At 59.2% G+C, this 25,771-nt stretch carries 19 protein-coding genes; 13 read left to right on the top strand and 6 right to left on the bottom strand.

The features are described from left to right. Positions 1-202 precede the first annotated feature (202 nt). Positions 203-2,077, top strand: a complete 1,875-nt coding sequence (locus RBI05_RS00005; protein WP_310549687.1) for a peptidoglycan D,D-transpeptidase FtsI family protein — start codon at positions 203-205, stop codon at positions 2,075-2,077. Between the two features lie 162 nt (positions 2,078-2,239). On the opposite strand, the gene RBI05_RS00010 is transcribed toward RBI05_RS00005, so the two are convergent. Beyond that, positions 2,240-3,445 (bottom strand): AI-2E family transporter, encoded by a 1,206-nt coding sequence (locus RBI05_RS00010; protein WP_310549688.1) that lies wholly within the window; start codon positions 3,443-3,445, stop codon positions 2,240-2,242. Positions 3,446-3,619: 174 nt separating this feature from the next. Between RBI05_RS00010 and RBI05_RS00015 the strand changes: the two genes are divergently transcribed. Together RBI05_RS00015 and RBI05_RS00020 are read left to right on the top strand one after the other, a co-directional pair. After that, positions 3,620-5,011 carry a polysaccharide deacetylase family protein gene (locus RBI05_RS00015; RefSeq protein ID WP_150457682.1) on the top strand — a complete coding sequence of 464 codons (1,392 nt, stop codon included), beginning with the start codon at positions 3,620-3,622 and terminating at the stop codon, positions 5,009-5,011. Between the two features lie 212 nt (positions 5,012-5,223). Continuing rightward, a complete protein-coding gene (locus RBI05_RS00020) occupies positions 5,224-6,567 on the top strand; it encodes a GH1 family beta-glucosidase (RefSeq protein ID WP_310549689.1) in 1,344 nt (447 codons plus the stop codon). A gap of 581 nt (positions 6,568-7,148) precedes the next feature. On the opposite strand, the gene RBI05_RS00025 is transcribed toward RBI05_RS00020, so the two are convergent. The 3 genes from RBI05_RS00025 to RBI05_RS00035 all read right to left on the bottom strand — a co-directional run bounded on the left by RBI05_RS00025 (position 7,149) and on the right by RBI05_RS00035 (position 11,252). Next, entirely contained in the window at positions 7,149-8,165 is a 1,017-nt protein-coding gene (locus RBI05_RS00025) for a S66 family peptidase (protein WP_310549690.1), read from the bottom strand. Between the two features lie 111 nt (positions 8,166-8,276). Beyond that, positions 8,277-9,965, bottom strand: a complete 1,689-nt coding sequence (gene ilvD, locus RBI05_RS00030; protein ID WP_310549691.1) for a dihydroxy-acid dehydratase — start codon at positions 9,963-9,965, stop codon at positions 8,277-8,279. Between the two features lie 189 nt (positions 9,966-10,154). Continuing rightward, a complete protein-coding gene (locus RBI05_RS00035) occupies positions 10,155-11,252 on the bottom strand; it encodes an acyltransferase family protein (protein ID WP_310549692.1) in 1,098 nt (365 codons plus the stop codon). A gap of 199 nt (positions 11,253-11,451) precedes the next feature. On the opposite strand from RBI05_RS00035, the gene RBI05_RS00040 reads away from it, so the two are divergent. Next, the gene (locus RBI05_RS00040) at positions 11,452-12,219 is read left to right on the top strand and encodes an HAD family hydrolase (protein WP_310549693.1); all 768 of its coding nucleotides are present in this window, start codon (positions 11,452-11,454) and stop codon (positions 12,217-12,219) included. Positions 12,220-12,258: 39 nt separating this feature from the next. Beyond that, entirely contained in the window at positions 12,259-13,008 is a 750-nt protein-coding gene (locus RBI05_RS00045; protein ID WP_150457831.1) for an NAD-dependent protein deacylase, read from the top strand. Positions 13,009-13,021: 13 nt separating this feature from the next. Here RBI05_RS00045 and RBI05_RS00050 read toward each other — a convergent pair whose 3' ends face one another. Next, positions 13,022-13,879 (bottom strand): AraC family transcriptional regulator, encoded by an 858-nt coding sequence (locus tag RBI05_RS00050; RefSeq protein WP_150457677.1) that lies wholly within the window; start codon positions 13,877-13,879, stop codon positions 13,022-13,024. A gap of 145 nt (positions 13,880-14,024) precedes the next feature. Here RBI05_RS00050 and RBI05_RS00055 point away from each other — a divergent pair, with 145 nt between their 5' ends. The 4 genes from RBI05_RS00055 to RBI05_RS00070 all read left to right on the top strand — a co-directional run bounded on the left by RBI05_RS00055 (position 14,025) and on the right by RBI05_RS00070 (position 19,161). After that, the gene (locus RBI05_RS00055; RefSeq protein ID WP_310549694.1) at positions 14,025-15,206 is read left to right on the top strand and encodes a galactokinase; all 1,182 of its coding nucleotides are present in this window, start codon (positions 14,025-14,027) and stop codon (positions 15,204-15,206) included. A gap of 69 nt (positions 15,207-15,275) precedes the next feature. Beyond that, positions 15,276-16,265, top strand: coding sequence for a UDP-glucose 4-epimerase GalE (gene galE / locus RBI05_RS00060; protein WP_150457675.1), 990 nt, complete (start codon positions 15,276-15,278; stop codon positions 16,263-16,265). A gap of 24 nt (positions 16,266-16,289) precedes the next feature. Continuing rightward, positions 16,290-17,879, top strand: coding sequence for a UDP-glucose--hexose-1-phosphate uridylyltransferase (locus tag RBI05_RS00065; RefSeq protein ID WP_310549695.1), 1,590 nt, complete (start codon positions 16,290-16,292; stop codon positions 17,877-17,879). Between the two features lie 118 nt (positions 17,880-17,997). After that, positions 17,998-19,161, top strand: a complete 1,164-nt coding sequence (locus RBI05_RS00070) for an iron-containing alcohol dehydrogenase (protein WP_310549696.1) — start codon at positions 17,998-18,000, stop codon at positions 19,159-19,161. Between the two features lie 154 nt (positions 19,162-19,315). Here the strand turns inward: RBI05_RS00070 and RBI05_RS00075 are convergent, their stop codons facing one another. After that, positions 19,316-19,840, bottom strand: a complete 525-nt coding sequence (locus tag RBI05_RS00075; RefSeq protein WP_310549697.1) for a hypothetical protein — start codon at positions 19,838-19,840, stop codon at positions 19,316-19,318. A 417-nt stretch (positions 19,841-20,257) separates the two neighbouring features. Between RBI05_RS00075 and RBI05_RS00080 the strand changes: the two genes are divergently transcribed. From RBI05_RS00080 to ptsG, 4 genes are all read left to right on the top strand, one after another. Beyond that, a complete protein-coding gene (locus tag RBI05_RS00080; RefSeq protein ID WP_310549698.1) occupies positions 20,258-20,800 on the top strand; it encodes a protease in 543 nt (180 codons plus the stop codon). A gap of 2 nt (positions 20,801-20,802) precedes the next feature. Continuing rightward, positions 20,803-22,335, top strand: a complete 1,533-nt coding sequence (locus RBI05_RS00085) for a flotillin family protein (protein WP_310549699.1) — start codon at positions 20,803-20,805, stop codon at positions 22,333-22,335. Positions 22,336-22,568: 233 nt separating this feature from the next. Further along, positions 22,569-23,444 (top strand): glucose PTS transporter transcription antiterminator GlcT, encoded by an 876-nt coding sequence (glcT, locus tag RBI05_RS00090; RefSeq protein WP_310549700.1) that lies wholly within the window; start codon positions 22,569-22,571, stop codon positions 23,442-23,444. Positions 23,445-23,679: 235 nt separating this feature from the next. After that, positions 23,680-25,743 (top strand): glucose-specific PTS transporter subunit IIBC, encoded by a 2,064-nt coding sequence (gene ptsG / locus RBI05_RS00095; protein ID WP_150457669.1) that lies wholly within the window; start codon positions 23,680-23,682, stop codon positions 25,741-25,743. Positions 25,744-25,771: the final 28 nt, after the last annotated feature.

Below are 25,771 nucleotides of genomic sequence, written 5' to 3' on the forward strand. Positions count from 1 at the left end.
GGTTTCTTTTTGTATTCCACCAGCAAAAAAACGGGGCTGTCTCTCAGGTCATTTTATGACCCTTTTGAGACAGCCCCTTTTTGGTGAATGGAGCTGGGTAACGGAGCTGAAGGCGAGCCGAACGAGCCGTATAAGAAAATCATGTATATTTTCCTCTTCCTGGGTCAATCTAGGGGCAGACTCGATCGGATGGGGGACAGCTATGGGACAGTCAGAACGAAGACATATCGCCGGATTGGTCATTTTGGTAGGATTGGTGGGACTTCTCGCGGTCCGTCTGGCCTGGGTGCAGTTCGTCCTGTCCCGTCAAGTTGTGCCGGGGGGACGCTATACACTGGCCAAGACCGCCAAGGTCCAGAGCGAGCGGGAGGTCGTGCTGGACAGCGGCCGGGGGCGGCTTCTGGACCGCAGCGGACGACCGCTGGCCGGAGAGACGATCTGGACGGCGGTCTTCTTCCCGGAGAGCGGGGCAGCGGCCGGCGGACCGCAGGGGCCGGATCGGGCGGCAGCGGACCGGAAGGAGGCGCTGAAGCGGCTCGCTCCGCTGCTCGGTACGACGCCGGCAGAGCTGGAGAAGCGGCTTGCGGAAGAAGAGCGGCCCTATGTCTGGCGAGAGAAGGGCGGCCGGGAGCCTCTGGCGCTGAGCCCGGAACAGGCGTCTGCCATCTGGCAGAGCGGCTTCGACGGCCTTGCCGTGCTGCCGTGGACCCGACGATACGGCGGCGAGCCCGTCGGTCGCCAGTGGCAAGGCTACCTATCCGAAGCGCCCCGCACAGACGGGAGGGGTGCGGACGGAGGACTGCGTGTTCCGCTGAACGGAAGCGCCGGACTGGAGAGGACGCTGGAGCCGCTGCTTCGGGGCGTCGGACACACGGAGGTCTATGCCCGGGTCGATGCGGAAGGGAAGCGGATTCCCGGTACCGGTCTGACGGTTCGGACGCCGGCCAACCCTTATTATCCGCTCTCCTTGTATACAACCATTGACCTTGAGTTGCAGGAAGAAGTAGAGCGGCTGGCCCGGCAGGCCGGCGTCCGGGAGGGCGCGGTTGTGGTGCTGGATGCTGCCACGGGCGATATCGCGGCGATGGCGTCGCTGCCCCTGTACAACCCGAACGAGGTCTCCCCTGAAGGCGGGGAATGGAACAACCGGGCGCTCCAGGCGGCGGTTCCCGGCTCGATCTTCAAGATCGTCACCGCCGCTGCGGCGCTGGAAGCCGGGCTGGCTTCGCCCGGCGAAGTCTTCTCCTGCGCCCCCGGGCAGGAGAAATACGGCCTGAAGTGCCCGCCCTCGGCCGGGCACGGCGCGTCCATGACGCTGGAGCAGGGCTTTGCCCGCTCCTGCAACCTGGTGTTCGCCGAGCTGGCGGACCGGCTCGGCGGGGAGCGCCTGGAGGCCGCTGCGCTGGCGCTCGGCCTCGGGCGGGACATCGGCTGGCGCGAGCCGCATGCGCTCGGCCTGCCGGAGCTGCGGCCGCTCGGCGGCGAGCAGGCCGGCCGCATCTTCGCCGCCGGCTCCCGGCGGGACGCCGCCGCCTGCGCGCAGACGGCGATCGGGCAGCGCGACGCCGCCGTTACGCCGCTTCAGGCGGCGAATCTCGTCGTGACGCTGCTGCACGGCGGCGAAGTGACCGCGCCGCGCATCCTGCGGCGCGCCGTATTCGCCAGCGGCCAGACACTGGCCGAGCTGCCCCGCCACGGCACCCCTTCTCCGGCGGGGCGCATCTCCCCGCGCACCGCTTCGCAGGTGCTGCGGATGATGCGGGCCGTCGTCACCGAAGGAACGGGCCGGTCGCTTCGCGGCGCGGCATGGCCGCTTGCCGGCAAGTCCGGCACCGCCCAGACGACGGTGAAGGGCGCGCCCCGCAACAATCAGTGGTTCGTCGGCTACGGCCCCGCCGACCGGCCGAAGTACGCCGCTGCGGTGCTGGTGCAGAACGTCGCGCCGGACAGTCCGCCGGCTGCGGCTCCGCTGTTCGGCCGAATCATGGACTTCCTGGCCGAACGGGAGAAGACAGCGGTTGCGGCCGAAGTCCAGCCAAGGGCCCGTCGGTTCTTCTCCGCGGAGCCGAAGGCATAACCGGGGCCCATTCCGGCTCCCGCATCCCTGATGGGATAGACAAAGGCCCGATGTGCAGACGGGGGAAGTTCATTCCCCGGAAGCTGCGCATCGGGCCTTTCCGGTCAAGCGGAAGCGGAGCGGATATAGCGCTCGCCGGAACAGGAACCGGCCGCCGTGCTGTTACTCCGGACGGTCCGGCGTGTCGTCGGATGCGGCCGGCTTCTCGGCCCTGCGCAGCCAGGCCAGCTTGTCGTCCGGTTCGGCAGGCTCGGGCGGCGGCGTATACGCGAACGGCGAGACCAGGAATTCTTCCTGGGGCAGCGAAATCCAGCGCTGCAGATAACCTTGCTGAAGCAGCTCCTTGAGCAGAATCAGCAGAATCGGCGACAGAATCAGACCGGCCACCCCGAAGGCGGAGGTTGAGATCAGCACGAAGCTCAGCATCAGAAAAGCTGAGGAGACGCCGATGGAATTGCCGGTGATTTTGGGCTCCAGCAGCTGTCTCACGACCAGGACGACCGCCAGCAGAATAATAAGGCCGATAGCGACGGAGGTATGTCCCACAATGAACAGATAGATGATCCAGGGGACGAGGATCGTCGTGACGCCGAGCAGCGGGAGCAAGTCGAATACGGCACAGATCAGGGCCATCGTCAGCTCGTTGCCCGTGCCGATTATGTATAGTCCGGCCAGCACCAGCACGAAAGTGATCGAGATCAGAATAAGCTGGGCCTTGAAATAGGAGCCGATGGCCCGGAAGACATTGCCTTGAAGAAACGCGTATGCCGTCTTGAGTGTTTTGGGCATTTTATCATGAGCGATTTGGCGCCAGTCCTTGATCTCCATGCTGAGGAAGAAGGCGAGAATGATCGCAACCCCGAAGTTGCCCATGAACGAGGAGAACGAGCCCAGCAGGTTGATCAGATAATTGAAGAAGACGACCAGCCAGTCGGACAGGACATCGGTGCCTTTGGTGAAGTATTCATTCAGTTTGACGGTAATATCGGGCGGAAGCGCATCGACCTTGTGCTGCAGGTAGATCGTCATCTCCCGGAAGTTCTCCTGGACAATGCGGGTGTAATACGGAAAATTCTCTTCCAGCCGCATCGCCTGGGTGGCAATCAGCAGTCCGGCGCCGAACAGGGCGCCCAGAAGGAGGGTCAGGAACAGCAGCACGGAGATTGCCGATGCGAACGGCTTGGCCATGCCCTTGCGGTTGAGGAACCGCGCCAGAGGCTCAATCAGCAGGAACACGAAGAACGAGAGAAAGACAGGAGCGGCCAGCTGATACAGCTTGCTGAAGACCAGCATGATCAAGTAGACGGTAAGAATCACCAGCCCGATGTCGAAGAAGGTGCGCCCGTACTTTTTGTAAAACGGCAGCATAAATCGTAACGACTCCTTTGCTTGAGAGCTTTATATTCCATTATTGTAACCGATTTGGAGCGGGGGCCGACGGTTTCTTTTCATAAAAAAAGTCTATTTGTCCGGCGGCTGTGTTAGAATAAGGGGTAAACGCCGTCCGGGCGTTTCTACTTTGACAAAGCGGGGAAATGCGAAATGGAGACTTTGCTGCTCTGGTTATTCTACATCACAACCTTTTATGCCTTCATACCCGGTCTTATCACCCGGATTTTTGGATATCGGGTCTTCCGCCGCGGCGTCGGCGTGAAGGATTACGCGCTGACTTTCGATGACGGGCCCGATCCGGAGTACACGCCAAGGCTGCTGGATCTGCTGAAAGAGCATGATGCCAAGGCTACCTTCTTCGTCGTCGGCGCCCATGCCGAACGCCATCCGGAGCTGATCCGCCGGATGCACGACGAGGGCCATCTGATCGGCATCCACAATTATGTGCATAAGAGCAACTGGATCATGCGGCCGGGAACGGTCCGCAAGCAGATTCAGCGTACCGACGATATTATCCATTCCATTACGGGCCAGCGCAGCATCTACTACCGGCCGCCGTGGGGGATTGTCAACCTGTTCGACTTCTCCAAGCGGCGCCAGGTCCGGATTATTCTGTGGTCGGCCATGTTCGGCGACTGGAAGGAGAAGCTCGGCGCGAAGAAGCTGACCGCCAAGCTGCTGTCCCGGCTGAACCCCGGAGAAGTCATGCTGCTGCATGACTGCGGCCGGACGCTTGGAGCGGACCCGAAGGCTCCCGCCAATATGCTGACGGCTCTGAAGACCATGCTGGAGGAGGCCGACAAGCGCGGTCTGAAGAGCATCCGGGTCGACGAGATGATCCGCGCTTCCGAGAAAGCCCGAGAGGGTCGGCTCTCGTTCGGCAAAATGCTGCTCGTCTGGTGCTGGCTGATGTGGGAGAAGGCGTTCCAGTTCATGTTCCGCCTGAAGACCGTATCGCCCGAGAACCCGTTCTTTCATTACCGGCTGCGCTCTTATTCCGGTGATACGATCGAAATGGGCGAAGGTTCCGTCCTGAAGAAAGGCGACCGCATCGTGGAGCTGCATTTCGATAACCGCCGACTGTTCGAGCTGGGCGTAAGCTCCCGCTCCGAGGCCCAGCTCGCGATCCGGATGATCCGCTATACGCAGAAGGAATTGCCGGATCTGGCCGAGATTATCGCGTCAAGCGAGGAGCTGGCCTCCGCCAAGGCGCTCTACGGAGTCAGCATGATTAACCGGGGACCGGAGAAATTCGGCTTTCTCGTCACGGACCTGCCGGATGGCCTGTTCGCCAAGTCCACACGGGTGTACTTGCGGATTCTGCTCAGCGTAATTCACCCGAGCGGCGGGAACCGTCTGAAGCGGCGCGCCGATGCGCTGGTGCCCAAGACAATGCTGATGCCGATTACCGATCTGCTGCGGTCCTACGGCAAGCCGCATCCGGGTTCCCTGACGAAGTCCGTCAAGCACAGCGAGGAGGACGCCGAGCTGTCCGTTACTCTGTCCGATGCCGATCTGCCGGGGGTCCACGCCGTTCATTAGCCCCTAATAATGAAATGTCTACCGCTATTATTCCCTCAAGCTCCCTTGTCCGAAGAAATCCGCCTGATGCGGCATTTCAAGGCCAAGGGAGCTTTTTTGAACAGCGATAAAGCGAGCGGGAAAGGGTTTTCTTTTGATTGCTTTTTTGGTATCATCGTTAGTTAGTAAGTGCAAATTTTCCTAACAATAATAACAATTCGGAGGTTCATCATATGGGGAGTGTGCAATATCCGGCTGATTTTGTATGGGGGGCGGCAACGGCCGCGTATCAGGTAGAAGGCGCTTATCAGGAAGGCGGAAGAGGGCTGTCGATCTGGGATACCTTCTCCCGGGAACCGGGCAAAGTCTGGAACGGCGACAACGGCGATGTCGCCTGCGATTCCTATCACCGCTTCCGCGAGGATATCGCGCTTATGAAAGAACTGGGACTGAAGGCGTACCGCTTCTCGGTGGCCTGGCCCCGTATTTACCCGAACGGCCGCGGCGAGGTCAATGCCGAGGGCCTGGCCTTCTATGATGCCTTTATTGATGAGCTGGTTGCCGCCGGCATAGAACCGGTCTGCACGCTCTACCATTGGGATCTTCCGCAGGCGCTCCAGGATGAGGGCGGCTGGGAGAACCGCGATACCATTGCGGCGTTCGCCGACTATGCCGAGACGCTGTTCCGCCGCTACGGCGACCGGATTGCCAAATGGTTCACGATCAATGAGCCGTGGTGCGCCTCGTTCCTGTCCAACTATCACGGCGAGCATGCTCCCGGCAACCGGAATCTGCAGACCGCTGTCACGGTCAGCCATCATCTCATGCTGGCCCACGGCGCAGCCGTGCGCCGGTTCCGCGAGACCGGCATTTCCGGCGAGATCGGCTGCGCTCCGAATGTGACCTGGATGGAGCCGTACAGCACGCGGGAAGAGGACAAGGAAGCCTGCCGGCGGGAGAACGGCTGGTTCATTGAATGGTACTTCGATCCGATGTACAAAGGTGAATATCCGGAATTTCTGGTCGAGCGCTTCCGCGCCCACGGCGCCGAGGTTCCGATTCAGGAAGGCGACATGGAGCTGATCAGCGAGCCGGCGGATTTTGTCGGGATCAACTACTACAACGGCTCGGTAGCTCGGTATGAAGAAGGCGCCGGCATTATGGAATGCAGCCGGATAAACATGGGGTATGAGCATACGGATATCGGCTGGCCGATCTATCCGGAAGGCTTTCACAAGGTCCTCAGCTATCTCCATGAACGCTATGGAGACATTGCCATTTATATCACCGAGAACGGAGCCTGCTACAACGACGGGGTAGAAGAAGGAACCGTTGCGGACATGAAGCGGATTGACTATCTGCACAAGCATCTGCTGTCGCTGCACCGCTGCATCGCGTCCGGCATTTCGGTCAAGGGCTATTTTGCCTGGTCGCTGATGGATAACTTCGAGTGGGCCTACGGATACAGCATGCGGTTCGGGCTGATCCATGTCGATTACGAGACGCTGCGGCGCACGCCGAAGGACAGCTACTACTGGTATCAAGACGTCATCAAGCGGGGCGGGGTAGAACTGTAGAGCAGGGCCACAAGAGAGAACAGGTTTCAATCGGTTCAATAAGACAGGTAAAGGGTCGTCCCAAAAGACGGCCTCTTTCTTTTATTTAGGAGTTTAAGTGTTGTTCTAAAGGCTCCGAGAACGACCATTGCTCCCATCGCTGTTGTATTCGGATATAAGAAATGATTGCTAGTGGAAGATATCCGAATACAAAGGCGACCGCTACCGCTTGTCCGCAATCGTTCGTCTCTCCGCAGGAGTCAGCGAAATTTCAAAACCCAACAACAAGAGAAGGATTTTCCAAAATCTTTAAATCATCGTGAATTGACTTTATACTGGAGCTCATATTCAGGGCACCGACTAAACGAATACCAAGTTGTTCATTTGTCAATGAGTGTAATTATTAATCGAAATGAGAAGAAGGTAGGAGAGGGATGATTATATCCCTCTCCTTTGTCTGTGAAAGGACCACAATTTGCTGAAAAAGCACACCGCAGACCAAAACTGCAAAGCGGCCGTCCAAGGATAACCCCTTGAACGGTCGCTTTTGCTTACTTTTTGGGGAAGATGCCCCTTTTAACATGATTCCTCCACGGCCGCCGTCAGGGACGAAAAACCTGTTCAACGATTCCCCGGCCATTCCGGGCTTCAATCCGGGCATAGGCCCCGTTCACGAAGGTGAGCTGGGGCGGAACATGCCCGCAATCGGCATCGTAGACGACGGGAATTTGCAATTCCTCATGAAGATCCCGGTAGACGTCTTCAGCCGTGTAGCCCTCCACAGGCCGGTTCGCGGGACTTCTCCCGAACAATATCCCCGAACAATGGCGGAACCAGCCCGCAAGCTTCATCTGTACGAGCGAACGGCGCAGGTCCGCTGTGGACAGCTCGCAGTTCTCCAGATACCAGAGAATCGGTTCGGCGCCAATCCGGTCCTGCTGGAAGCCGGCCACATCGCCGTAAGGAGTGCCTGCCAAATGCCGAATCACATCGATGCATCCGCCCAGCAGCCGGCCTTCCATGGCGACAGGGTTCCCGTGCACCGTCTTCCATTCGGTCTTCTCCGTCAGATGAAATACACACGGCGAGGGAGAGGCGTGATTCCACTCCTTCTGGTAGCGTTCCGACGAATGCTGGAGTACGGACTCCCCTTCCCGGGTGTGCAGGACGGAGAACCACCGATCGGTTACGGGGTCCGAATAGTTGCCCCGGAGATCAATCAGGTTGGTGCCGTGCGCGGTTGCGATTCCGGTCCGGAGGGTGAAGGCCAACAGAAGCAGGCTGATGTCGGAATAGCCGAGCATCCATTTACAGCCGAATCGGTTCCACTCGAGTTCTTCCAGAATTTCAATCAGCAGCTCTCCGCCCCAGGGCGGGATGACGGCTTCGATGGCGTCGTCTGTCATCATGGCATCCAGTTCAGCGGCCCGTACGCGCGCCGGAGCGGACTTCGCCTTATGCTGGGTCCACGGGGTCTCTCCGCAGACGACCTGGAAGCCGCGCTGTTCCATGCGCCGGATGGCCGAGTCCAGCAGGGGCCGCCACTCCTCCCCGGTCCCCGATGAGGGAGCGGTAACGCCGATCACGGCGCCTTCGTGCAGCAGAGGATATCGAATCATAATTGTGCCTCCTTGGTTGTGGATTTATAAGGATGTAAAAAGGCCCCGTGCCCGCTCATCAAGCGGGACGGGGCCGGGAATTAACGGTTGGACAGCTTCGGATTCCGCGTCCTAGATCTTCAGCACGCCGCCCTTGCTGGCGTTCGTGACAAGCTTCGAGTAGCGGGCCAGGTAGCCGGTCTTGACCTTCGGCTCGAATTCCTTCCACTCGGTGCTGCGGCGGTGGGCCAGCTCTTCTTCGTCGACGAGCAGTTCGATCTTGCGGTTGATGAGGTCGAGTTCAATCATATCGCCGTCGTGGACAAAAGCGATCGGTCCGCCCTCGGCGGCTTCCGGCGAAATATGCCCGATGCTGATGCCGCGGGAAGCGCCGGAGAAGCGGCCGTCCGTAATCAGGCCGACCTTGGCGCCAAGGCCCATGCCGACGATCTGGGAAGTCGGGGCCAGCATTTCCGGCATGCCGGGGCCGCCCTTCGGTCCTTCGTAGCGGATGACCACAACGTGGCCTTCCTTGACCTTGCCGTTCGCAATGCCTTCCAGTGCTTCTTCCTGGGAGTCGAAGCAGATGGCAGGACCCTTGTGGTAGCCGCCGACGGACGGATCTACGGCGCCGACCTTAATGATCGAGCCTTCCGGCGCAAGGTTGCCGTACAGCACGGCGAGGCCGCCGACTTCGGAGTAAGGACTATCCAGCGGATGGATGACGCCGGTATCCAGAATCTCATGGCCGCGCACGTTCTCGGCCAGCGTCTTGCCGGTTACGGTCATGCATTCGCCGAACAGAGTGCCTTCCTTCTTGAGCAGTTCGTTCAGCACGGCGCTGACGCCGCCGGCCCGGTCCACGTCTTCAATGAAGATGTCGGAAGCCGGAGCAAGCTTCGACAGGTAAGGGGTACGGTTGGCGACTTCGTTGATCCGTTCCAGCGGATAATCGATGCCGGCTTCCTGGGCCAAGGCGAGGGTATGCAGTACGGTATTGGTCGAGCCGCCCATCGCCATGTCGAGCGCGAAGGCGTTGTCGATGGATTCCCTGGTTACGATATCGCGCGGCTTCAGATCCAGCTTGATCAGCTCCATGAGCTGCTTCGCGGATTTGCGCACGAAGTCGCGGCGTTCCTCGGCGACGGCCAGAATCGTGCCGTTGCCCGGCAGCGCCAGACCGAGCGCTTCGGCCAGGCAGTTCATCGAATTGGCGGTGAACATGCCGGAACAGGAGCCGCAGGTCGGACAGCCGTATTGTTCAAGCTCCAGCAGCTCGGCGTCGTCGATCTTGCCGACCTGGTGGGCGCCGACGCCCTCGAAGACGGAGGTCAGGGAGAGCTTGCGGCCCTTGCTGTCCACGCCGGCCTTCATCGGGCCGCCGCTGACGAAGACGGTTGGAATGTTGACGCGCAGGGCGCCCATCATCATGCCGGGGGTAATCTTGTCGCAGTTCGGGATGCAGACCATGCCGTCGAACCAGTGGGCGTTGACGACCGTCTCCAGCGAGTCGGCAATGATCTCCCGGCTCGGCAGGGAATAGCGCATGCCGATATGGCCCATGGCGATCCCGTCGTCGACGCCGATGGTATTGAATTCAAAAGGCACGCCGCCCGCTTCGCGGATGGCTTCCTTGACGATTTTGCCGAATTCCTGCAGATGGACATGCCCCGGAACAATATCGATGTAAGAATTGCACACCGCGATAAACGGCTTGCCGAAATCCTCTTCCTTAACGCCGGCCGCCCGCAGAAGACTGCGGTGCGGAGCCCGGTCGAAGCCCTTGGTGATCATGTCGGAACGCTTTTTCGTGCCTGCCATTTGCTGGTTTCCCCCTTATGTGAAATCGGTGCCGGAACATCGGTTCCTTGTACCGCTTTAAAGCGCTGATAAGCCGCTTTTATATTATCTGACAGTCTACCACATCAGCCCCGTTTTTTCTACCGCAGGATGGAAGTTTGCAAGAAGCAAAAAATCCGCCCGGAGGCGGATTTCAAGAGAAGTGGAAGCCTAGCGGGAACGCGGACGTCCGGGCTGCGCCGACAGGCGGGGCAGCGGACCTTGCTTGGCTTCTGCGCTGGCGAGCCGCTGCCGGAGGTTCCACAGCCAGCCGACCTGGGGTTCGACGGCGACATGCAGGCAGGCGCGGACTTGCTTCTGCGCCAGGATTACGGCAAGAGACAGCGAAGCGGCCAGAACGGCGGCATAGCCGCCGGGACGGTCCAGATGCGCATAGATTCCGGAAACGACGGCGAAGCGGATGACGAGCCCGTGAAGAAGGAAGACGTAGAGGGTGCGGCGTCCCCAATCGGTCATGGCGCTTGCGGCGTAAGGAACCCAGCCGAGAAAGGCGGCAGCCGAGAGAACCTGCAAGCCGTACATGCCGAGACGATAGAGTCCGGCATACCCGTGCGCGGTCCCGAGTTCACCGAAGGTCATGCTGCCGTACAGCCAGCCCGGAGAGGGCATCGGCAGCGCTCCCGCCATGAAGAGAACGAGCAGCGCCAGCGAGAGCAGCGCGGCGATCCGGCGGCGGCTGCCGCGCAAGAACCGGGCAACGGCACTGAACGGGAGGTGATAGCCGGCGACAAAATAGGGAAGGTAGACGAAGGTGCGGCTGACGCTGAGCCAGACGCCGTCCAGCGGCAGGTAGCCGACGAGCACGCCGGCTGCGGCAGCGGCCGCAAGCTGCCAGAGCGGGTTCCAGCGGCGAACGGCAAGAAGCAGAAGGCGCCAGCAGGCGTGGCTGGCCAGGAACCAGAGCAGCAGATAGGGGGCGAAGAAGGAACGGTGGATATGGGCCACCTGGAAGAAGCAGGCGTCAAGGACCGAATAGAGGGACTGAAAGATTACATATTGAAGCCCGATCTGGGCGAGCACGCGCCGTCCGGCCTCACCGGTGAGGGACAGGCGGGCAAAATAGCCGGTAACCAGCACGAACAGAGGCATATGGAAGCTGAAGATCCAGGTGAACAGCCCGTGCATGGCCGAACTGGAGGTGATCAGCGGCTCGATGGCATTCCCGGCGATGACGGTCACAATGAGCATGAACCGCAGATTCAGAAAGAATGTTTCGCCCCGCTCGTCAAGGTGTGTGCTGCTGGTCATGAGCCTGCCTCCCTGTCTTATTATTTTAATTTTAAAATAACGGATTCTCCTATTGGCAATTGTGAATTAAATCACACTTGCAAGCGCTGTCAGTTCCCAAAGTTATGGCGAACTGATGAAGGTTGTGCCCTCCGGATCGTTCTACTATAATTTTGGTAAATGTACAGGCTGCTGCATGCAGGAGAAGAGGAGAAATGCGATGGCTGAATTGAGGATAAGAAACGGCAGCCCGGTTCCCTGCCGCGCCGTTCTGTTCGACAAGGACGGGACGCTTCTGGACATGCTGCGCATGTGGGGAGCCTGGGCGGAAGAGGTGCTGGACGGCCTTGAACACAGGCTGAATCATGAAGGGGTGGGCTGGATCGGTCTCCGGGACAGCGTGCTGGGAACGGTAAGGGGAGCGGAGGGCCGAATCGCCGCTTACGACCCGGCCGGTCCGCTGCCGATGGCGACGGAGGAGCAAGCCTACGGACTGCTTGCCTGGCAGCTATACGCGGCTGCGGGAATGCCTTGGAACGAGGCGCTTACGGAAGTGATGGCGATTTGCGGTAGGGCGTCAGAAGGCGTTCGCCGCCGCCGGCTGGCGTATCCGGTGCCGGGGCTGCTGCCCTTCCTGGAGAGCTGCCGGGCTGCTTCCATCCCGCTCGGCGTCGTGACTTCCGACGGATCGGCTGCAACCGCCGAGCATCTGGACTGGCTCGGCGTCGCCGACCGCTTCGCCGCAGTTGTAACCAGGGACCGGGTCCGCCTTGGCAAGCCCGATCCCGAGATGGCGCTTATGGCCCTCCGCGAGCTGGGCGTCTCTGCCGACGAGACCGTGTTGATCGGAGACAGCAACGCGGACATGCAGATGGGCCGGCACGCGGGCCTGCGCTGCTGCATCGGACTCTCGCCTTCGGGCGAACGGGGACCGCTGCTGGATGCGGATGTGATCGTGAAGGACTATACCGAACTTGATCTGCAATAGGCGCGGCGCGCAAGGACACAAGAGAGGGGAAGGGAACCTATGGATGCTGTGGATACGCTGGCGCAGTGGGTGAAGGAGAGCCGGCGGATTGTCTTTTTTGGAGGGGCCGGAACGTCGACGGAGAGCGGCATACCCGATTTCCGTTCGGCGGCCGGACTCTATGTCACCGAGCAGGACTCGCCCTATGCGCCGGAGCAGATTCTGAGCCGGTCATTCTTCATGGCCCGGCCCGAAGTTTTCTTTGATTTCTACCGGGGTAAAATGCTGCACCCCGAAGCCCGTCCGGGCAGCGCGCATCGGCTGCTCGCCCGGCTTGAGGCCGACGGCAAGCTGACGTCGGTCATTACCCAGAACATCGACGGGCTTCACCAGCTTGCTGGGAGCCGGCGGGTGCTGGAACTGCACGGTTCGGTGCACCGGAACCGCTGCATGAAGTGCGGCCGCTTCTTCACGCTGGAAGAAGTGCTTGCGGACACGTCTGCCGTGCCCCGCTGCCCGGACTGCGGCGGCATCGTCAAACCGGAGGTCGTGCTGTACGAGGAGCCGCTGGACAGGGGCGTGCTGGAAGCGGCAATATCCGATATCTCGGAGGCGGATCTGCTCCTGATTGGCGGGACCTCGCTGACCGTTCAGCCTGCGGCCGGGCTGGTGCGTTATTTTCAGGGACGGCACGTTGCCGTACTGAATATGGAAGCAACCGGATTTGATCCGAGAGCGGATCTGCTCATCCAGGAGAAGATCGGCAGCGTGATGGAAGCGCTGGAAGCGAGACTCTACCCGGCGGAATGAAGCCTGCGGAGCCCTATCGGCCGGCCGCGGAAGTTCGGTACTGGCTGGGCGACTCTCCGCAGAACCGCTTGAACTGGCGCGAGAAGTAGAGCGGGTCGTTGAGCCCGACGGAGGCAGCCACCTGCTCGATCGACAGCTCGGGACGCTCCCGGAGAAGCCGCCGGGATTTGTCGATCCGCAGCTTGAGCAGGTAGGTGACCGGAGAATAGCCGGTCTCGGCCTTGAAGATTCGGGACAGATGGGCTCTGCTGTAGCCCAGGCTGGCGCTCATCCCTTCGATGGAGACCGGATGGGCATACTGGGAGGACATATAATGAATCATTTGCATAACCGTCCGCTTCGCCTGGGAATCCGGTCCGGCGGGACGCTCCTCGGGGACAAGCCGGGAAGCGGCCTCTCCGAGCGTCAGATACAGGCAGCCGAGCGCCGTCAGGACGCCGCTCTCACGGCCTGAGCCGAAGGCTTCCATGATGCCGGCCAGCGCCCGGGGAATGATGCTGCTCTTCCCCGCGGAGACTACAGGATCAGCCGGAGTGAAGCCCGCGCCGGCGACCAGCCGGTCCGCTTCGGCGCCGGCGAAGGCCATCCACCGGTAGCGCCAGGGCGTCTCTTCGTCGGAGACGTAGCTGACGAGCCGGGCGGGATGGATCAGGAAGAGGTCGCCCGCGCCAAGCGAGTAAGTGCGGTGCTCCGTGCGGAAGATTCCCCTTCCGGATTCGATATAATGCAACAGGTAATAATCGTAGATCTTGGGTCCGGCCTGATGCAGCGCCCGGGTCTGGCTGCGTCCGGCGAAGAGAACGCTGAGGGCATCCTTCTCGTTGTACAGCGGATTGGAGGCGACAGCGTAATCGGGTTCGGGCAGACTCATAAGCTCACCGTCCATTGTCACATTTGTCCATGAGTAACGCACATGATTGCATTATCGGCGCGCACCTGTTTTTATTATAATATAGCCATAAAGAAGCCGGAAGGGCGAGATTTCGCTGGAACGGCGAAAGGATGGCGCATCATTTATGAGCATATCGGATTTGCAGGAGAGCTTTATCGCCAAGCATGGGGACACCGGCGCGGAGACGCGTGTGTTCTACGCTCCGGGACGGGTTAATCTGATCGGAGAGCATCTCGATTACAATGGAGGCTACGTGCTTCCGGCCGCGCTGGAATTCGGCACAACGCTGCTGGCCCGTCCGCGGGAGGACGACCGGGTCCGGTTCGTCTCCACGCATTTTGAGTATGAAGCGGATATCCGCATTCCCGACATTGGTCTTGCGAAGACCGGCGAATGGGTGGATTACCCCGTCGGCGTACTGGTGGAGCTGGCCAAGACAGGAATCGCGCCGACCCGGGGCTACGACCTGCTCTTCCACGGGGATATTCCCAACGGAGCGGGCCTGTCCTCATCGGCCTCGATTGAGGTCGTGACCGCCTTCGCCTTCCTGACACTCGAGGGCGGAGACACCGATACCGTAGAAATTGCGCGTCTGTCCCAACGGGCGGAGAACGGCTATGTCGGCGTCAACTCCGGCATCATGGACCAGTTCGCGGTCGCAGTCGGACGCCGCAGCCATGCGATTCTGCTGATGTGCGACACGCTGGATTACGAGCTGGTGCCGTTTGAGGCCGGGAACTATAAGCTCATTATCGGCAACACCAACAAACGCCGCGGCCTGGTTGATTCCAAGTACAATGAACGCCGCTCCCAGTGCGATGAAGCGCTTGCCGCGCTGCGAACGAGGGTGTCGGAGCTGGCTTGTCTGGCCGGACTGACGCCTCAAGAACTGGAAGCGCACAAGGATGCGCTCCGGGACGAGACGGTGCTGCGGCGGGCGCAGCACGTTGTAACCGAGAACCGGCGCGTGCTGGATTCGGTCGAGGCGCTGCGGCGCGGGGACCTCCGGACGTTCGGGACGTTCATGAACGCCTCGCATGAATCGCTCCGCGATCTCTACGAAGTAAGCTGCCCGGAACTCGACGTCATGGTGGAAGAGGCGCAGCGCATCCCGGGCACGCTCGGATCGCGCATGACCGGCGCCGGGTTCGGCGGCTGCACCGTATCCCTGGTTCACGAAGATGAGGTGGAACGGTTCATTGCGGAGGTCGGAGCGGCCTATAAGGAACGCACCGGTCTTACCGGCGATTTCTACGTCTGCGGCATCGGCGACGGTGTTCGTGAGCAGAGCGCCGTCAAGCGGTAAATCAAGCGATCAGTCAAGCGATACGTAAGGAATGACCTGTTGGACCATAACGAGAGGAGTGGAGAGACAATGGCAATTCTTGTAACGGGCGGAGCGGGGTATATCGGCTCCCACACGGTAGCGGAGCTTTTGGATCGGGGAGAAGAGGTGGTTGTAATCGACAGTCTGCTGACCGGGCACCGGGAAGCGCTGTTGGGCGGCAAGCTGTACGAGGGAGACCTCCGGGACAAGGAGCTGCTGAAGAAGCTGTTCGCCGAGAATGAGATTGACGCCGTCATCCACTTTGCGGCCAGCTCCCTGGTCGGGGAGAGTATGAAAGACCCGGCGAAATATTACGACAACAATGTCTATGGAACGCTCTGTCTGCTGCAGGCGATGCAGGAGGCGGGCGTCGATAAAATCGTCTTCTCCTCCACCGCCGCCACCTATGGCGAGCCCGAGAAGGTGCCGATCGAGGAGAGCGACCGCACCGAGCCGGCCAACGTCTACGGCGAAACCAAGCTGACGATGGAACGGATGATGTCCTGGTTCGATAAAGTGCTCGGCATCCGTTATGTAGCGCTCCGCTACTTCAACGCGGCGGGCGCGCATGCCAGCGGCAAGATCGGCGAGGACCACCGTCCCGAGAGCCATCTGATTCCGCTCGTTCTGCAAGCGGCGCTGAAGCAGCGCGAACATATCGCCATCTTCGGCGAAGACTATCCGACAGAAGACGGAACCTGTATCCGCGACTATATCCATGTCAGCGATCTGGCCGACGCCCATGTGCGGGCGGTGAATTATCTGCGCAGCGGCAGCGGGAGCAATGTGTTCAACCTGGGCAACGGCCTCGGCTTCTCCGTGAAGCAGGTGATCGAGACGGCCAAGAAGGTGACCGGCCTCGACATCCCGGTGGCGGTCCAGGAACGCCGCGCCGGCGATCCGGCCGTGCTGGTCGCTTCCTCGGACAAAGCGCGCAGCGTGCTCGGCTGGAACCCTTCGCGGGCCGATCTGGAGGGCATCATCGCCAGCGCATGGAGCTGGCACTCCAGCCATCCGCAGGGCTACGGCGACAAGTAATCAGATCAGCTAAGGAGACGGACCATGAACAACGAGACCGAGCACCACGCACCCGCCGGAGGCGAACGGGCCCTGCTGGCGATCGAAGAGCTGCTGCTCTTCGCCGCCGCCAAGCGCTTGATCGAGCCGGAGGACATCGACTACAGCCGCAATGTGCTGCTGGAGCAGTTCCGCTTCGATGAGCCGTACGCCGGACTGGCGCCGGAAGAGGCGGCTGACAGCCCGCAGTCCATGCTGGACGCCCTGATTGACTACGGCTATGAGATCGGGCTGATTCCGGAGAATACGGATACGTACCGGGATCTCTTGGACGCGAAGATTATGGGGCTGCTGCTGGCCCGTCCGTCCGAGATTATCGGCGAATTCGGGAAGCTGGCCGGGGAGCAGGGAATTTCGGCGGCGACCGACCGCTTTTACCGGCTCAATATCGACTCGAACTACATCCGGATGGACCGGATTTCGAAGAATCTGTACTGGCTGTACGCCTCGGCTTACGGGGACATCGAGATTACGATCAATCTCTCCAAGCCGGAGAAGAATCCGAAGGAGATCGCCATGGCGCGGCTGCTGCCGCCTCCGGTGTATCCGAAATGTCTGCTGTGCCGCGAGAACGTCGGCTATGCCGGGCGCCTCAACCACCCTGCGCGCCAGAATCTGCGGACCCTTCCGCTGAAGCTCGCCGGGGAGGACTGGTTCTTCCAGTATTCGCCTTACGTCTATTACAACGAACACTGTATCGTATTCCATCACGATCATGTGCCGATGAAGCTGACGAAGAAGACGCTGGAGCGGCTGCTGGATTTTGTCGGCCAGTTCCCGCACTATTTCCTCGGTTCCAATGCCGATCTGCCGATTGTCGGCGGTTCGATTCTGACGCACGATCATTTCCAGGGCGGACGCCATACCTTCCCGATTCAAAAAGCGGCCCGCGAGAGCAGCTTCGCGCATCCCGGGTATCCCGGAGTGACGATCAGCATCGTCAACTGGCCGATGTCGGTCCTGCGCCTGAGCGGCGCGGACAAGGAAGCGCTGCTGGAATGCGGCAGCGCCGTCTACGAAGCCTGGAAGAGCTACAGCGATCCGGCGGCGGAGATTCACGCCTTTACGGAGACGGATGGAGAGCGCCAGCCGCACAACACCGTTACACCGATCGTGCGCCGCAGCGAAGACGGCGGCTATGAGATGGATCTGGTGCTGCGCAACAACCGGACGAGCGAAGAGCATCCCGAAGGGATCTTTCATCCGCACCGGGAGATGCACCATATCAAGAAGGAGAACATCGGTCTGATTGAAGTAATGGGACTGGCGATTCTGCCGGGCCGTCTGAAGACCGAGCTCGATGAAATCGCCGGAGTCCTGAGCGGCGACAGCGGCCTGCTCACGGCGATCCGCGGCGGCGGGCATCCGCTGGCCCAGCACGGACCCTGGTTGGAGGAACTCGTCGCCCGCTTCGGCACGGAAATGCAGCGCGATGACGCGGTTCAGGCGATTCGGACCGAGGTCGGCGCCAAGTTCACGGCCATTCTCGAGCAGGCGGGTGTCTATAAGACGACGCCGGAGGGACGCAAGGCGTTCGCCCGGTTCGTCGAAGCCTTCGGGGCCTCTCGCATTTAAATCCGACATCCGGCTTGTCTCCAGCAGGGGAGAGCCGGATGTTCGTTTTTTATCCGTTACAGGGGTATAATGTTATATTGTACGCAACTATCTTGTGAACTGGAGGGTTAAAACGCATATGCGCAACTTTGAATTCTACAATCCCACCAAGCTGATCTTCGGCAAGGATACCCTGGAGGCCCTCAAGACCGAGGTGCCCAAGTACGGCAAGAAGGTGCTGCTCGTCTACGGGGGAGGCAGCATCAAGCGCAACGGCTTGTATGACCGCACCCTGTCGCTGCTCTCGGAGATCGGGGCTGAAATATCCGAACTCGCCGGCGTCGAGCCGAACCCGCGGCTGTCCACGGTACACCGGGGCGTCGAGCTGTGCCGGGAGAAGGGAATCGAGCTGATTCTGGCCGTCGGGGGCGGAAGCGTTCTGGACTGTGCGAAGGCCGTTGCGGTCGGCGCGAAATACGAGGGAGACATGTGGGATTTCGTGGACCGCAAGGCGGCTCCCCAGGGCGCTCTGCCGCTCGGAACCGTGCTGACCATGGCGGCGACCGGCTCGGAAATGAACAACGGATCAGTGATTACCAACGAGAAGACGCAGGAGAAAATGGGCTGGGGCAGCGTGCACGCCTACCCGGCCTTCAGTATTCTGGACCCGGTGAACACCTATTCCGTTCCCCGCGACCAGACCATTTACGGCGTCGTCGATATGATGTCGCATGTGCTGGAGCACTACTTCCATCAGGATGCCAACACGCCGGTGCAGGACGGCTTCTGCGAAGCGCTGCTGCGCACGATGATGGAGGCCGGATCGAAGCTCGTGAATGATCTGGAGAACTACGAACTCCGCGAGACGATTCTCTACTGCGGCACGATGGCGCTGAACGGTATGGTCAGCATGGGCTTTGCCGGCGACTGGGCGACCCACAATATCGAGCATGCCGTATCGGCGGTCTACGATATTCCGCACGGCGGAGGGCTCGCCATTCTGTTCCCGAACTGGATGAAGCATAATCTGGATGTGAATCCGGCCCGATTCCGCCAGCTCGCGGTCAACGTCTTCGGCGTGGACGCAGCAGGCAAAACCGACCGCGAAGCCGGTCTGGAAGGCATCGAGGCGCTGAGCCGCTTCTGGACGTCCATCGGCGCACCGTCGCGGCTGGCCGATTATGACATCGACGACAGCCAGATCGGCGCAATGGCCGACAAGGCGGTCAAATTCGGCCCCTTCGGTAACTTCAGCAAGCTGCAGCGAGAGGATGTCATCGAGATTTACAAGATGTCGCTCTAAGAAATCAGGCCAAAAGCTGCGGAGGCAAGGCATCTCGCCACCGTCATTCTGCATTAGCCGTCCGGGCGCTTCCGGGCGGCTAATGGCGCTGTCCAGCTGAACTAAAAGCACCGGGACAGAAAATAAATTACGGATGCTTTCTGTAATAAGCAAATTAGTTGAAGTCGGAATACTGAACATTGAATCCTCTTGCGATTTTACCTTGATCTGATAAATCAATACCAAACGAAAAGTCTGCTGAGGGACCCAATCCTATTTGTGATGGGATCAGACGTTGGTGGTCCGAAGTGACAAGCAAAAATTCCTCTTGTGGCGTCGAAAAAAAACCATTTTGCTTCAGGTCGCCGGGGAAAATAAATCGGCCTTCTTCCTGAAGGTTCAACGATGTATGAAAGCTGAAATAAATATCTCTCTCCCGGTAGACAACGTCACTAAGAAAAATTTCGGATTCCCCTACTTTAAAAACCTTGACGTTTAAACGTTTGGATTTTTTGGTAATCCACTCAGGCTTAATAGTAAAATGAATAGCTAAATTAGCTTCAACTTTATTTACAATATAATTTTTTTTCGTTACTATTTTTTGCAGTTTTTCTTCATCAGATTGTTGGTTGGATCTCAACATAATAATTGATACACCAACTATGAACAATATAACAATAAAAAAAGTTTTTAATTTCATGCCGTAATCCTTTCAAGTAAATTTAGCAAGGCTGTCCTACTATCAGGACAGCCCTTGTTTAAATTAAATTAGCACCTTTTTATATCAGTCGACTTGCCAAAGGGATCAGCTATCAATTTTTCTACAAAATCATTATATCATCCATTAATGGAAATCTATAGATAAAATTTGTTTTTATTCTTTTTTCTATATAATTTTTCGGTAGATTACAGAATATATAGTTTTCCGATAGAGTAAACCATGTTAAGACTCCATTCCAAATACTTTGCTTTCGACGTTGTCTATCCCTTTTGGTGCTCTGGCACTAAACTTGACCCCATTTATTGGGAGAATTTCTCTGGAAATCCGAAACCATCCGCAATGATTTACGTTAAACTAAGAGAGGCCGCATACATATGACAACGGAGGGAAAGCGCAATGCAAACGCTCTATATGGCCGCTCTGACGCTCGGAGTTCTGTTCGCTCTGGTCAGCCTGCTGGCGGGAGACATTATCGGCGATGTTCTGCACAGCTCACTGGGCTTTCTGTCGGTTGACTTCTTAAGTCCGGCGGTGCTGGCGGGCGGCGTTACCGTGTTCGGCGGCGCCGGAATTCTCCTTGGCCGATACAGCGGGCTGGGCTCGGGAGCGGTGGCCGCCCTGTCGCTGCTGGCCGCTCTGGCGGTGGCCGCCGCCTTGTATCTCGGCGTGGTGAAGCCGATGGAGCGCAGCGAGGTATCATCGGGCTTCTCGATGACCGAGCTGCCGGGAAGGCTCGGCGAAATTACGGTGCCGGTCCCGGCAGGCGGCTTCGGCGAAGTCATGGTGAGATTCGGAGCGTCGAACAGCCTGCATACCGCGGCAAGCTTTGACGGTAAGCCGCTCCCGGCCGGGCTGCGCGTCGTAGTCGTGGAGGTCAGGGAAGGCGTGGCTTATGCGGCCGGACTGGATGAGGAAGAGCTGAAGAGAGGGGATTTGTGAACATGTCAGGAATACCGGATTACCTGTTGATTCCCGTGGTTGTGATCGCTGTGCTGCTGGTGCTGGCGCTCGCCTTCTGGGCGCGTTACCGGACGGTGGGACCGGATGAGGCGATGATCGTTACCGGGTCCTTCCTGGGCAGCAGCCATATTTCCGACGATGGATCGGGACGGAAGATCAAGATTGTCAGAGGCGGGGGCGCCTTCATTCTGCCTGTGTTCCAGAAGGCGGAGTTCATGTCGCTGCTGTCCCATAAGCTGGATGTGACTACGCCAGAGGTCTATACCGAGCAAGGCGTGCCCGTTATCGCAGATGGCGTGGCGATCATCAAGGTCGGAAGCGCCATCGAAGATGTCGCGACAGCCGCCGAGCAATTCATGGGCAAGCCGATCGAAGCGCTGAAATCGGAAGCGCAGGAAGTGCTGGAAGGCCATCTGCGCGCCATTCTCGGAACGATGACGGTCGAGGAAGTGTACCGGAACCGGGACCGGTTCGCCCAGGAGGTGCAGGGCGTGGCTGCCCGGGATTTGAAGAAGATGGGCCTGCAGATCGTGTCGTTCACGATCAAGGATGTGCGCGATAAGCACGGCTACCTGGAAGCCTTGGGCAAGCCGCGGATTGCGGCCGTCAAGCGCGATGCCGAGATCGCCGAAGCCGAAGCAATGCGGGACGCCCGGATTCAGAAAGCCAGCGCCGAGGAGCAGGGGCAGAAGGCGGAGCTGCTGCGGGACACGAATATCGCGGAAGCGTCCAAGGAGAATCAGCTGAAGGTAGCGGCGTTCAAGAAAGACCAGGATACCGCCAAGGCCGAAGCGGACCAGGCCTATCATATCCAGGAGGCCCGGGCGAAGCAGATCGTGGTCGAAGAGCAAATGAAGGTCGAGCTTGTCCGCAAGGAGCGGGAGATCGACCTGCAGGAGAAGGAGATCGCGGTCCGCGAGAAGCAGTACGACGCGGAAGTGAAGAAGAAAGCCGAAGCCGACCGTTACGCGGTGGAACAGGCGGCGGAAGCCGACCGCGTGAAGCGGATGCGCGAGGCGGATGCCGTGCAGTACAGCATCGAGACCCATGCCAAGGCAACGGCGGAGCAGAAGCGGCTCGAGGGCCAGGCCATCGCAGACGCGGAGCGGGCCAAGGGGACGGCGGAGGCGGAAGTCATCCGGCTGCGCGGTCTGGCGGAAGCCGAAGCGAAGGAGAAGCTGGCCGAGGCGTTCCAGAAGTTCGGCGAAGCGGCGGTGCTGGACATTATCGTCAAGATGCTGCCTGAACTGGCGGGCAAGATTGCCCAGCCGATTGCTTCCATCGACAAGCTGACGGTCGTTGACACCGGCAAGGGCGAGGGCGCGGCCCGGGTCAGCAACTATGTGACCGAGCTGATGGCGACCGCACCCGAAATGCTCAAGAGCGTGTCCGGCATCGACGCCCTGTCGCTGATCCAGGGCCTTACCGGCAAATCGGTGCCTTCGAAGGCGCCGGTCGCGGCTGCTGCGGCGCCGGTCGGGCCGGAAGGACTGCCGGGAAGCGCGGGTCAATAAGCGGAGCCGGCTTCATGAAGCGGCTGGACGACAGCCGCACGGGAAGGAGGACCGTCAGGGATTGGGGCCTGACGGTTTTTTTTGGGATCGGCAGAAAGTTCGAATGAGGCACATTCATATATTGGATGGCTCCAGGAGGCCGCCGGAGCTTCCCGTCATCTTGCGGGCGGTCGGCCGCCCCCGTATAATAGAGCGATATCGTTTTTTTTGATGAAAGGTAAAGAGGTGTAGATGTGAGCAGCCTAACCGTCGCGAAGGTGCTGAACAACAATGTCATCATCGCCGACCATCCGCAGTATGCCGAAGTCGTCGTCATCGGCAAGGGCATCGGCTTCAACCGCAAGAGCCGCGACAGAATTGACCTGTCCGCTGTGGAGAAGATGTTCATTCTGCGCAGCCAGGCCGAGCAGGAGCAGTACAAGCAGCTGATTCCCCAGGTTGACGAGAAGCTGATCGAAGTGATTCAGGAGATTGTCCTGCACATCATGAGGCAGACGGGAACAACGCTCAACGAGCATATTCATATTGCGCTTACGGATCATATCGCCTTCGCTATCCGCCGCATGGAGCAGCATATTATTCTGCACAATCCGTTTCTGTATGAGACCCGGGAGATCTATCCGAAGGAATATGCGCTGGCGGAATATGCCGTGGGACGGATCAACGAGACGATGAATGTCCAGCTTCCTGTCGATGAGATCGGGTTTGTGGCCCTGCATATTTACAGCGCAATCAGCAACCGGCATATCTCCGAGGTCAAGGAGCATTCCCAGTTAATCGGAGACTTGGTGGGGCTGGCGGAGAACGGACTGGAGTACCGGGTCCCCCGGGATTCCCTCGATTATTCACGGCTTGTCACCCATCTGCGGTTCGTGCTGGAGCGGCTGCGCCGTGGCGAGACGGTCCGCCAGACATCATCGCTGGACAATCTGATGAAGCGCGAATACCCTGAGATGTATATGCTGGCCTGGAAGCTGACGAAGGTGATGGAGAAACGTCTGAAGCTGCCCGTATATCCGGCGGAAGTGAGCTATCTGACCGTTCATCTCCAGCGTCTGGCCCAGAAGAAAGCCGAAGAAGAGGAGCCGCTCGTGGACCCGGAAGTTTAGGTATTGCCACCGGTTGCAAACGGTGTTATACTGGCAGCAAGTTGTGGCTAACTGAATATAACGTGTAACTGATTCGATCAGGCATGAGTGATTTACAGGTTTATGGTTGTCTTTTTCCCTCTTGGGGTAATCTAACTTTAGTGTTGGATAGACGACCATGCATCTGTGATTGCTTATGCCTTTTTTGCGCTGTGTTCTGCTAGCTATCCATTTCAAGAAGGAGTGAAACCTCTACATGTTCAAGAAACTGTTTGGCGTCTTGCAGCGTGTCGGCAAGGCGCTGATGCTGCCGGTAGCTATCCTTCCGGCGGCGGGGCTGCTGCTGGGGATCGGCAATATGCTGGTCAATCCCGACTTCCTGCAATACGTACCGGCTCTTGAGAATGATACGGTTCAAGCGATCGCGAACGTTCTCATGAACGCCGGCCAGATCGTATTCAGCAATCTGTCCCTCCTCTTCGCGGTCGGGGTGGCCATCGGCCTTGCAGGCGGCGAAGGCGTGGCCGGTCTTGCGGCCATTATCGGCTTCCTCGTCATGAACGTGACGATGGGCACCGTGCTGGGGATCAACAGCTACGTGCTGACCTGGGGCGACTTCTCGTACGCCAGCGTCCTCGGCATTCCTACGCTGCAGACCGGGGTATTCGGCGGTATTCTCGTCGGTATTCTGGCGTCTGCGATGTACAAGCGGTTCTTCAAAATCGAGCTGCCGTCGTATCTCGGCTTCTTCGCCGGCAAACGCTTCGTTCCGATTATGACCGCTGTAACCTCGCTGATCCTGGGCTTGATTCTCTGCCTGGTCTGGCCGCCGATCCAGCATGGACTGAATTATCTGTCCCAGAACATGATCGACACGAACAAGACGCTGGCCGCCTTCATCTTCGGCGTCATCGAACGTTCGCTCATTCCGTTCGGCCTGCACCACATCTTCTACTCGCCGTTCTGGTATGAGTTCGGCAGTTATGTGAGCAAGTCGGGACAGCTGATCCGCGGCGACCAGAGTATCTTCATGGCGCAGCTGCGCGACGGCGTGCCGTTCACTGCGGGTACGTTCACGACCGGTAAGTATCCGTTTATGATGTTCGGTCTGCCGGCAGCCGCCCTGGCCATTTACCATGAAGCGAAGCCGGAGAACCGCAAGGTAGTCGGCTCCCTGATGGTATCCGCTGCACTGACCTCGTTCCTGACGGGGATTACAGAGCCAATCGAATTCTCGTTCCTGTTCGTGGCTCCGCTGCTGTTCGCCGTTCACGCCGTATTTGCCGGTCTGAGCTTCATGACGATGCACATCTTGGATGTCAAAATCGGGATGACGTTCTCAGGCGGCTTCATCGACTATGTGCTGTTCGGTATTATTCCGAACCGTACGGACTGGTGGCTCGTCATTCCGGTCGGTCTCGTCTTCTCAGTGATTTACTACTTCGGCTTCCGCTTTGTTATCCGCAAGTTCAACCTTAAGACGCCGGGCCGTGAAGAGGAGAACGCCGATGAGGACAATGCCGGAGCGGACGCCGCTGCCGTATCGACGGCGGGCGACGATCTGCCGCGCAACATTCTGGCCGCCCTTGGCGGTTCGCCGAATATCGTCCATCTGGATGCCTGCATCACGCGTCTGCGGGTTGAGGTTAAGGATAAAGCCGGCGTCGACAAGAACCGGCTGAAGAAGCTCGGCGCTTCCGGCGTGCTGGAAGTGGGTAATAACGTACAGGCGATCTTCGGAACGCGTTCGGATACCATCAAATCGCAGATCCAGGATGTCATGGCCGGACGGACTCCTGCCGCCGCTCCTGTGGCTCCGGCTCCGGAAGCCGAGAAGCAGGCGGGCGAGGAAGGCCAGGCAATCGTTCCGGAAGATATCGTATCTCCGGTCAACGGCGAGCTGATGGATATTACGCTGGTTCCGGATGAAGTCTTCTCCCAGAAAATGACGGGCGACGGCTTCGCCTTCCTCTCAAGCGACGGCAAGATCGCTTCGCCGGTCTACGGCAAGGTGTTCAATGTCTTCCCGAGCAAACACGCGGTCGGCATCATGTCCGACGGAGGCAAGGAAGTTCTGGTGCACATCGGCGTCAATACCGTCAAGCTGAAAGGCCAGGGCTTCAACGTACTGGTTCAGGAAGGCGATCTGGTCGCAGCCGGCCAGCCGATTATGGAAGTTGATCTGGAATATGTCCGGGCCCATGCGCCTTCCGTCATTTCTCCGGTCATCTTCTCCAATCTGCCGGAAGGTTCGGCCGTTACGCTGAAGAAGCCGGGCGCTGTCCGCATCGGCGACCGGGATATTATCGAGATCCGTTAATTTAAAATCCAATTACCAACAGAAAGCG

The organism is Paenibacillus glufosinatiresistens (genome assembly GCF_031470375.1).
Lineage (GTDB): Bacteria > Bacillota > Bacilli > Paenibacillales > Paenibacillaceae > Paenibacillus_AQ > Paenibacillus_AQ glufosinatiresistens.

Bases quoted from the DNA above. Each gene is read 5' to 3' on its own strand.
- RBI05_RS00005 (WP_310549687.1), top strand. From the start codon at position 203: ATGGGACAGTCAGAACGAAGACATATCGCCGGATTGGTCATTTTGGTA.
- RBI05_RS00010 (WP_310549688.1), bottom strand. From the start codon at position 3,445: ATGCTGCCGTTTTACAAAAAGTACGGGCGCACCTTCTTCGACATCGGG.
- RBI05_RS00015 (WP_150457682.1), top strand. From the start codon at position 3,620: ATGGAGACTTTGCTGCTCTGGTTATTCTACATCACAACCTTTTATGCC.
- RBI05_RS00020 (WP_310549689.1), top strand. From the start codon at position 5,224: ATGGGGAGTGTGCAATATCCGGCTGATTTTGTATGGGGGGCGGCAACG.
- RBI05_RS00025 (WP_310549690.1), bottom strand. From the start codon at position 8,165: ATGATTCGATATCCTCTGCTGCACGAAGGCGCCGTGATCGGCGTTACC.
- ilvD (WP_310549691.1), bottom strand. From the start codon at position 9,965: ATGGCAGGCACGAAAAAGCGTTCCGACATGATCACCAAGGGCTTCGAC.
- RBI05_RS00035 (WP_310549692.1), bottom strand. From the start codon at position 11,252: ATGACCAGCAGCACACACCTTGACGAGCGGGGCGAAACATTCTTTCTG.
- RBI05_RS00040 (WP_310549693.1), top strand. From the start codon at position 11,452: ATGGCTGAATTGAGGATAAGAAACGGCAGCCCGGTTCCCTGCCGCGCC.
- RBI05_RS00045 (WP_150457831.1), top strand. From the start codon at position 12,259: ATGGATGCTGTGGATACGCTGGCGCAGTGGGTGAAGGAGAGCCGGCGG.
- RBI05_RS00050 (WP_150457677.1), bottom strand. From the start codon at position 13,879: ATGAGTCTGCCCGAACCCGATTACGCTGTCGCCTCCAATCCGCTGTAC.
- RBI05_RS00055 (WP_310549694.1), top strand. From the start codon at position 14,025: ATGAGCATATCGGATTTGCAGGAGAGCTTTATCGCCAAGCATGGGGAC.
- galE (WP_150457675.1), top strand. From the start codon at position 15,276: ATGGCAATTCTTGTAACGGGCGGAGCGGGGTATATCGGCTCCCACACG.
- RBI05_RS00065 (WP_310549695.1), top strand. From the start codon at position 16,290: ATGAACAACGAGACCGAGCACCACGCACCCGCCGGAGGCGAACGGGCC.
- RBI05_RS00070 (WP_310549696.1), top strand. From the start codon at position 17,998: ATGCGCAACTTTGAATTCTACAATCCCACCAAGCTGATCTTCGGCAAG.
- RBI05_RS00075 (WP_310549697.1), bottom strand. From the start codon at position 19,840: ATGAAATTAAAAACTTTTTTTATTGTTATATTGTTCATAGTTGGTGTA.
- RBI05_RS00080 (WP_310549698.1), top strand. From the start codon at position 20,258: ATGCAAACGCTCTATATGGCCGCTCTGACGCTCGGAGTTCTGTTCGCT.
- RBI05_RS00085 (WP_310549699.1), top strand. From the start codon at position 20,803: ATGTCAGGAATACCGGATTACCTGTTGATTCCCGTGGTTGTGATCGCT.
- ptsG (WP_150457669.1), top strand. From the start codon at position 23,680: ATGTTCAAGAAACTGTTTGGCGTCTTGCAGCGTGTCGGCAAGGCGCTG.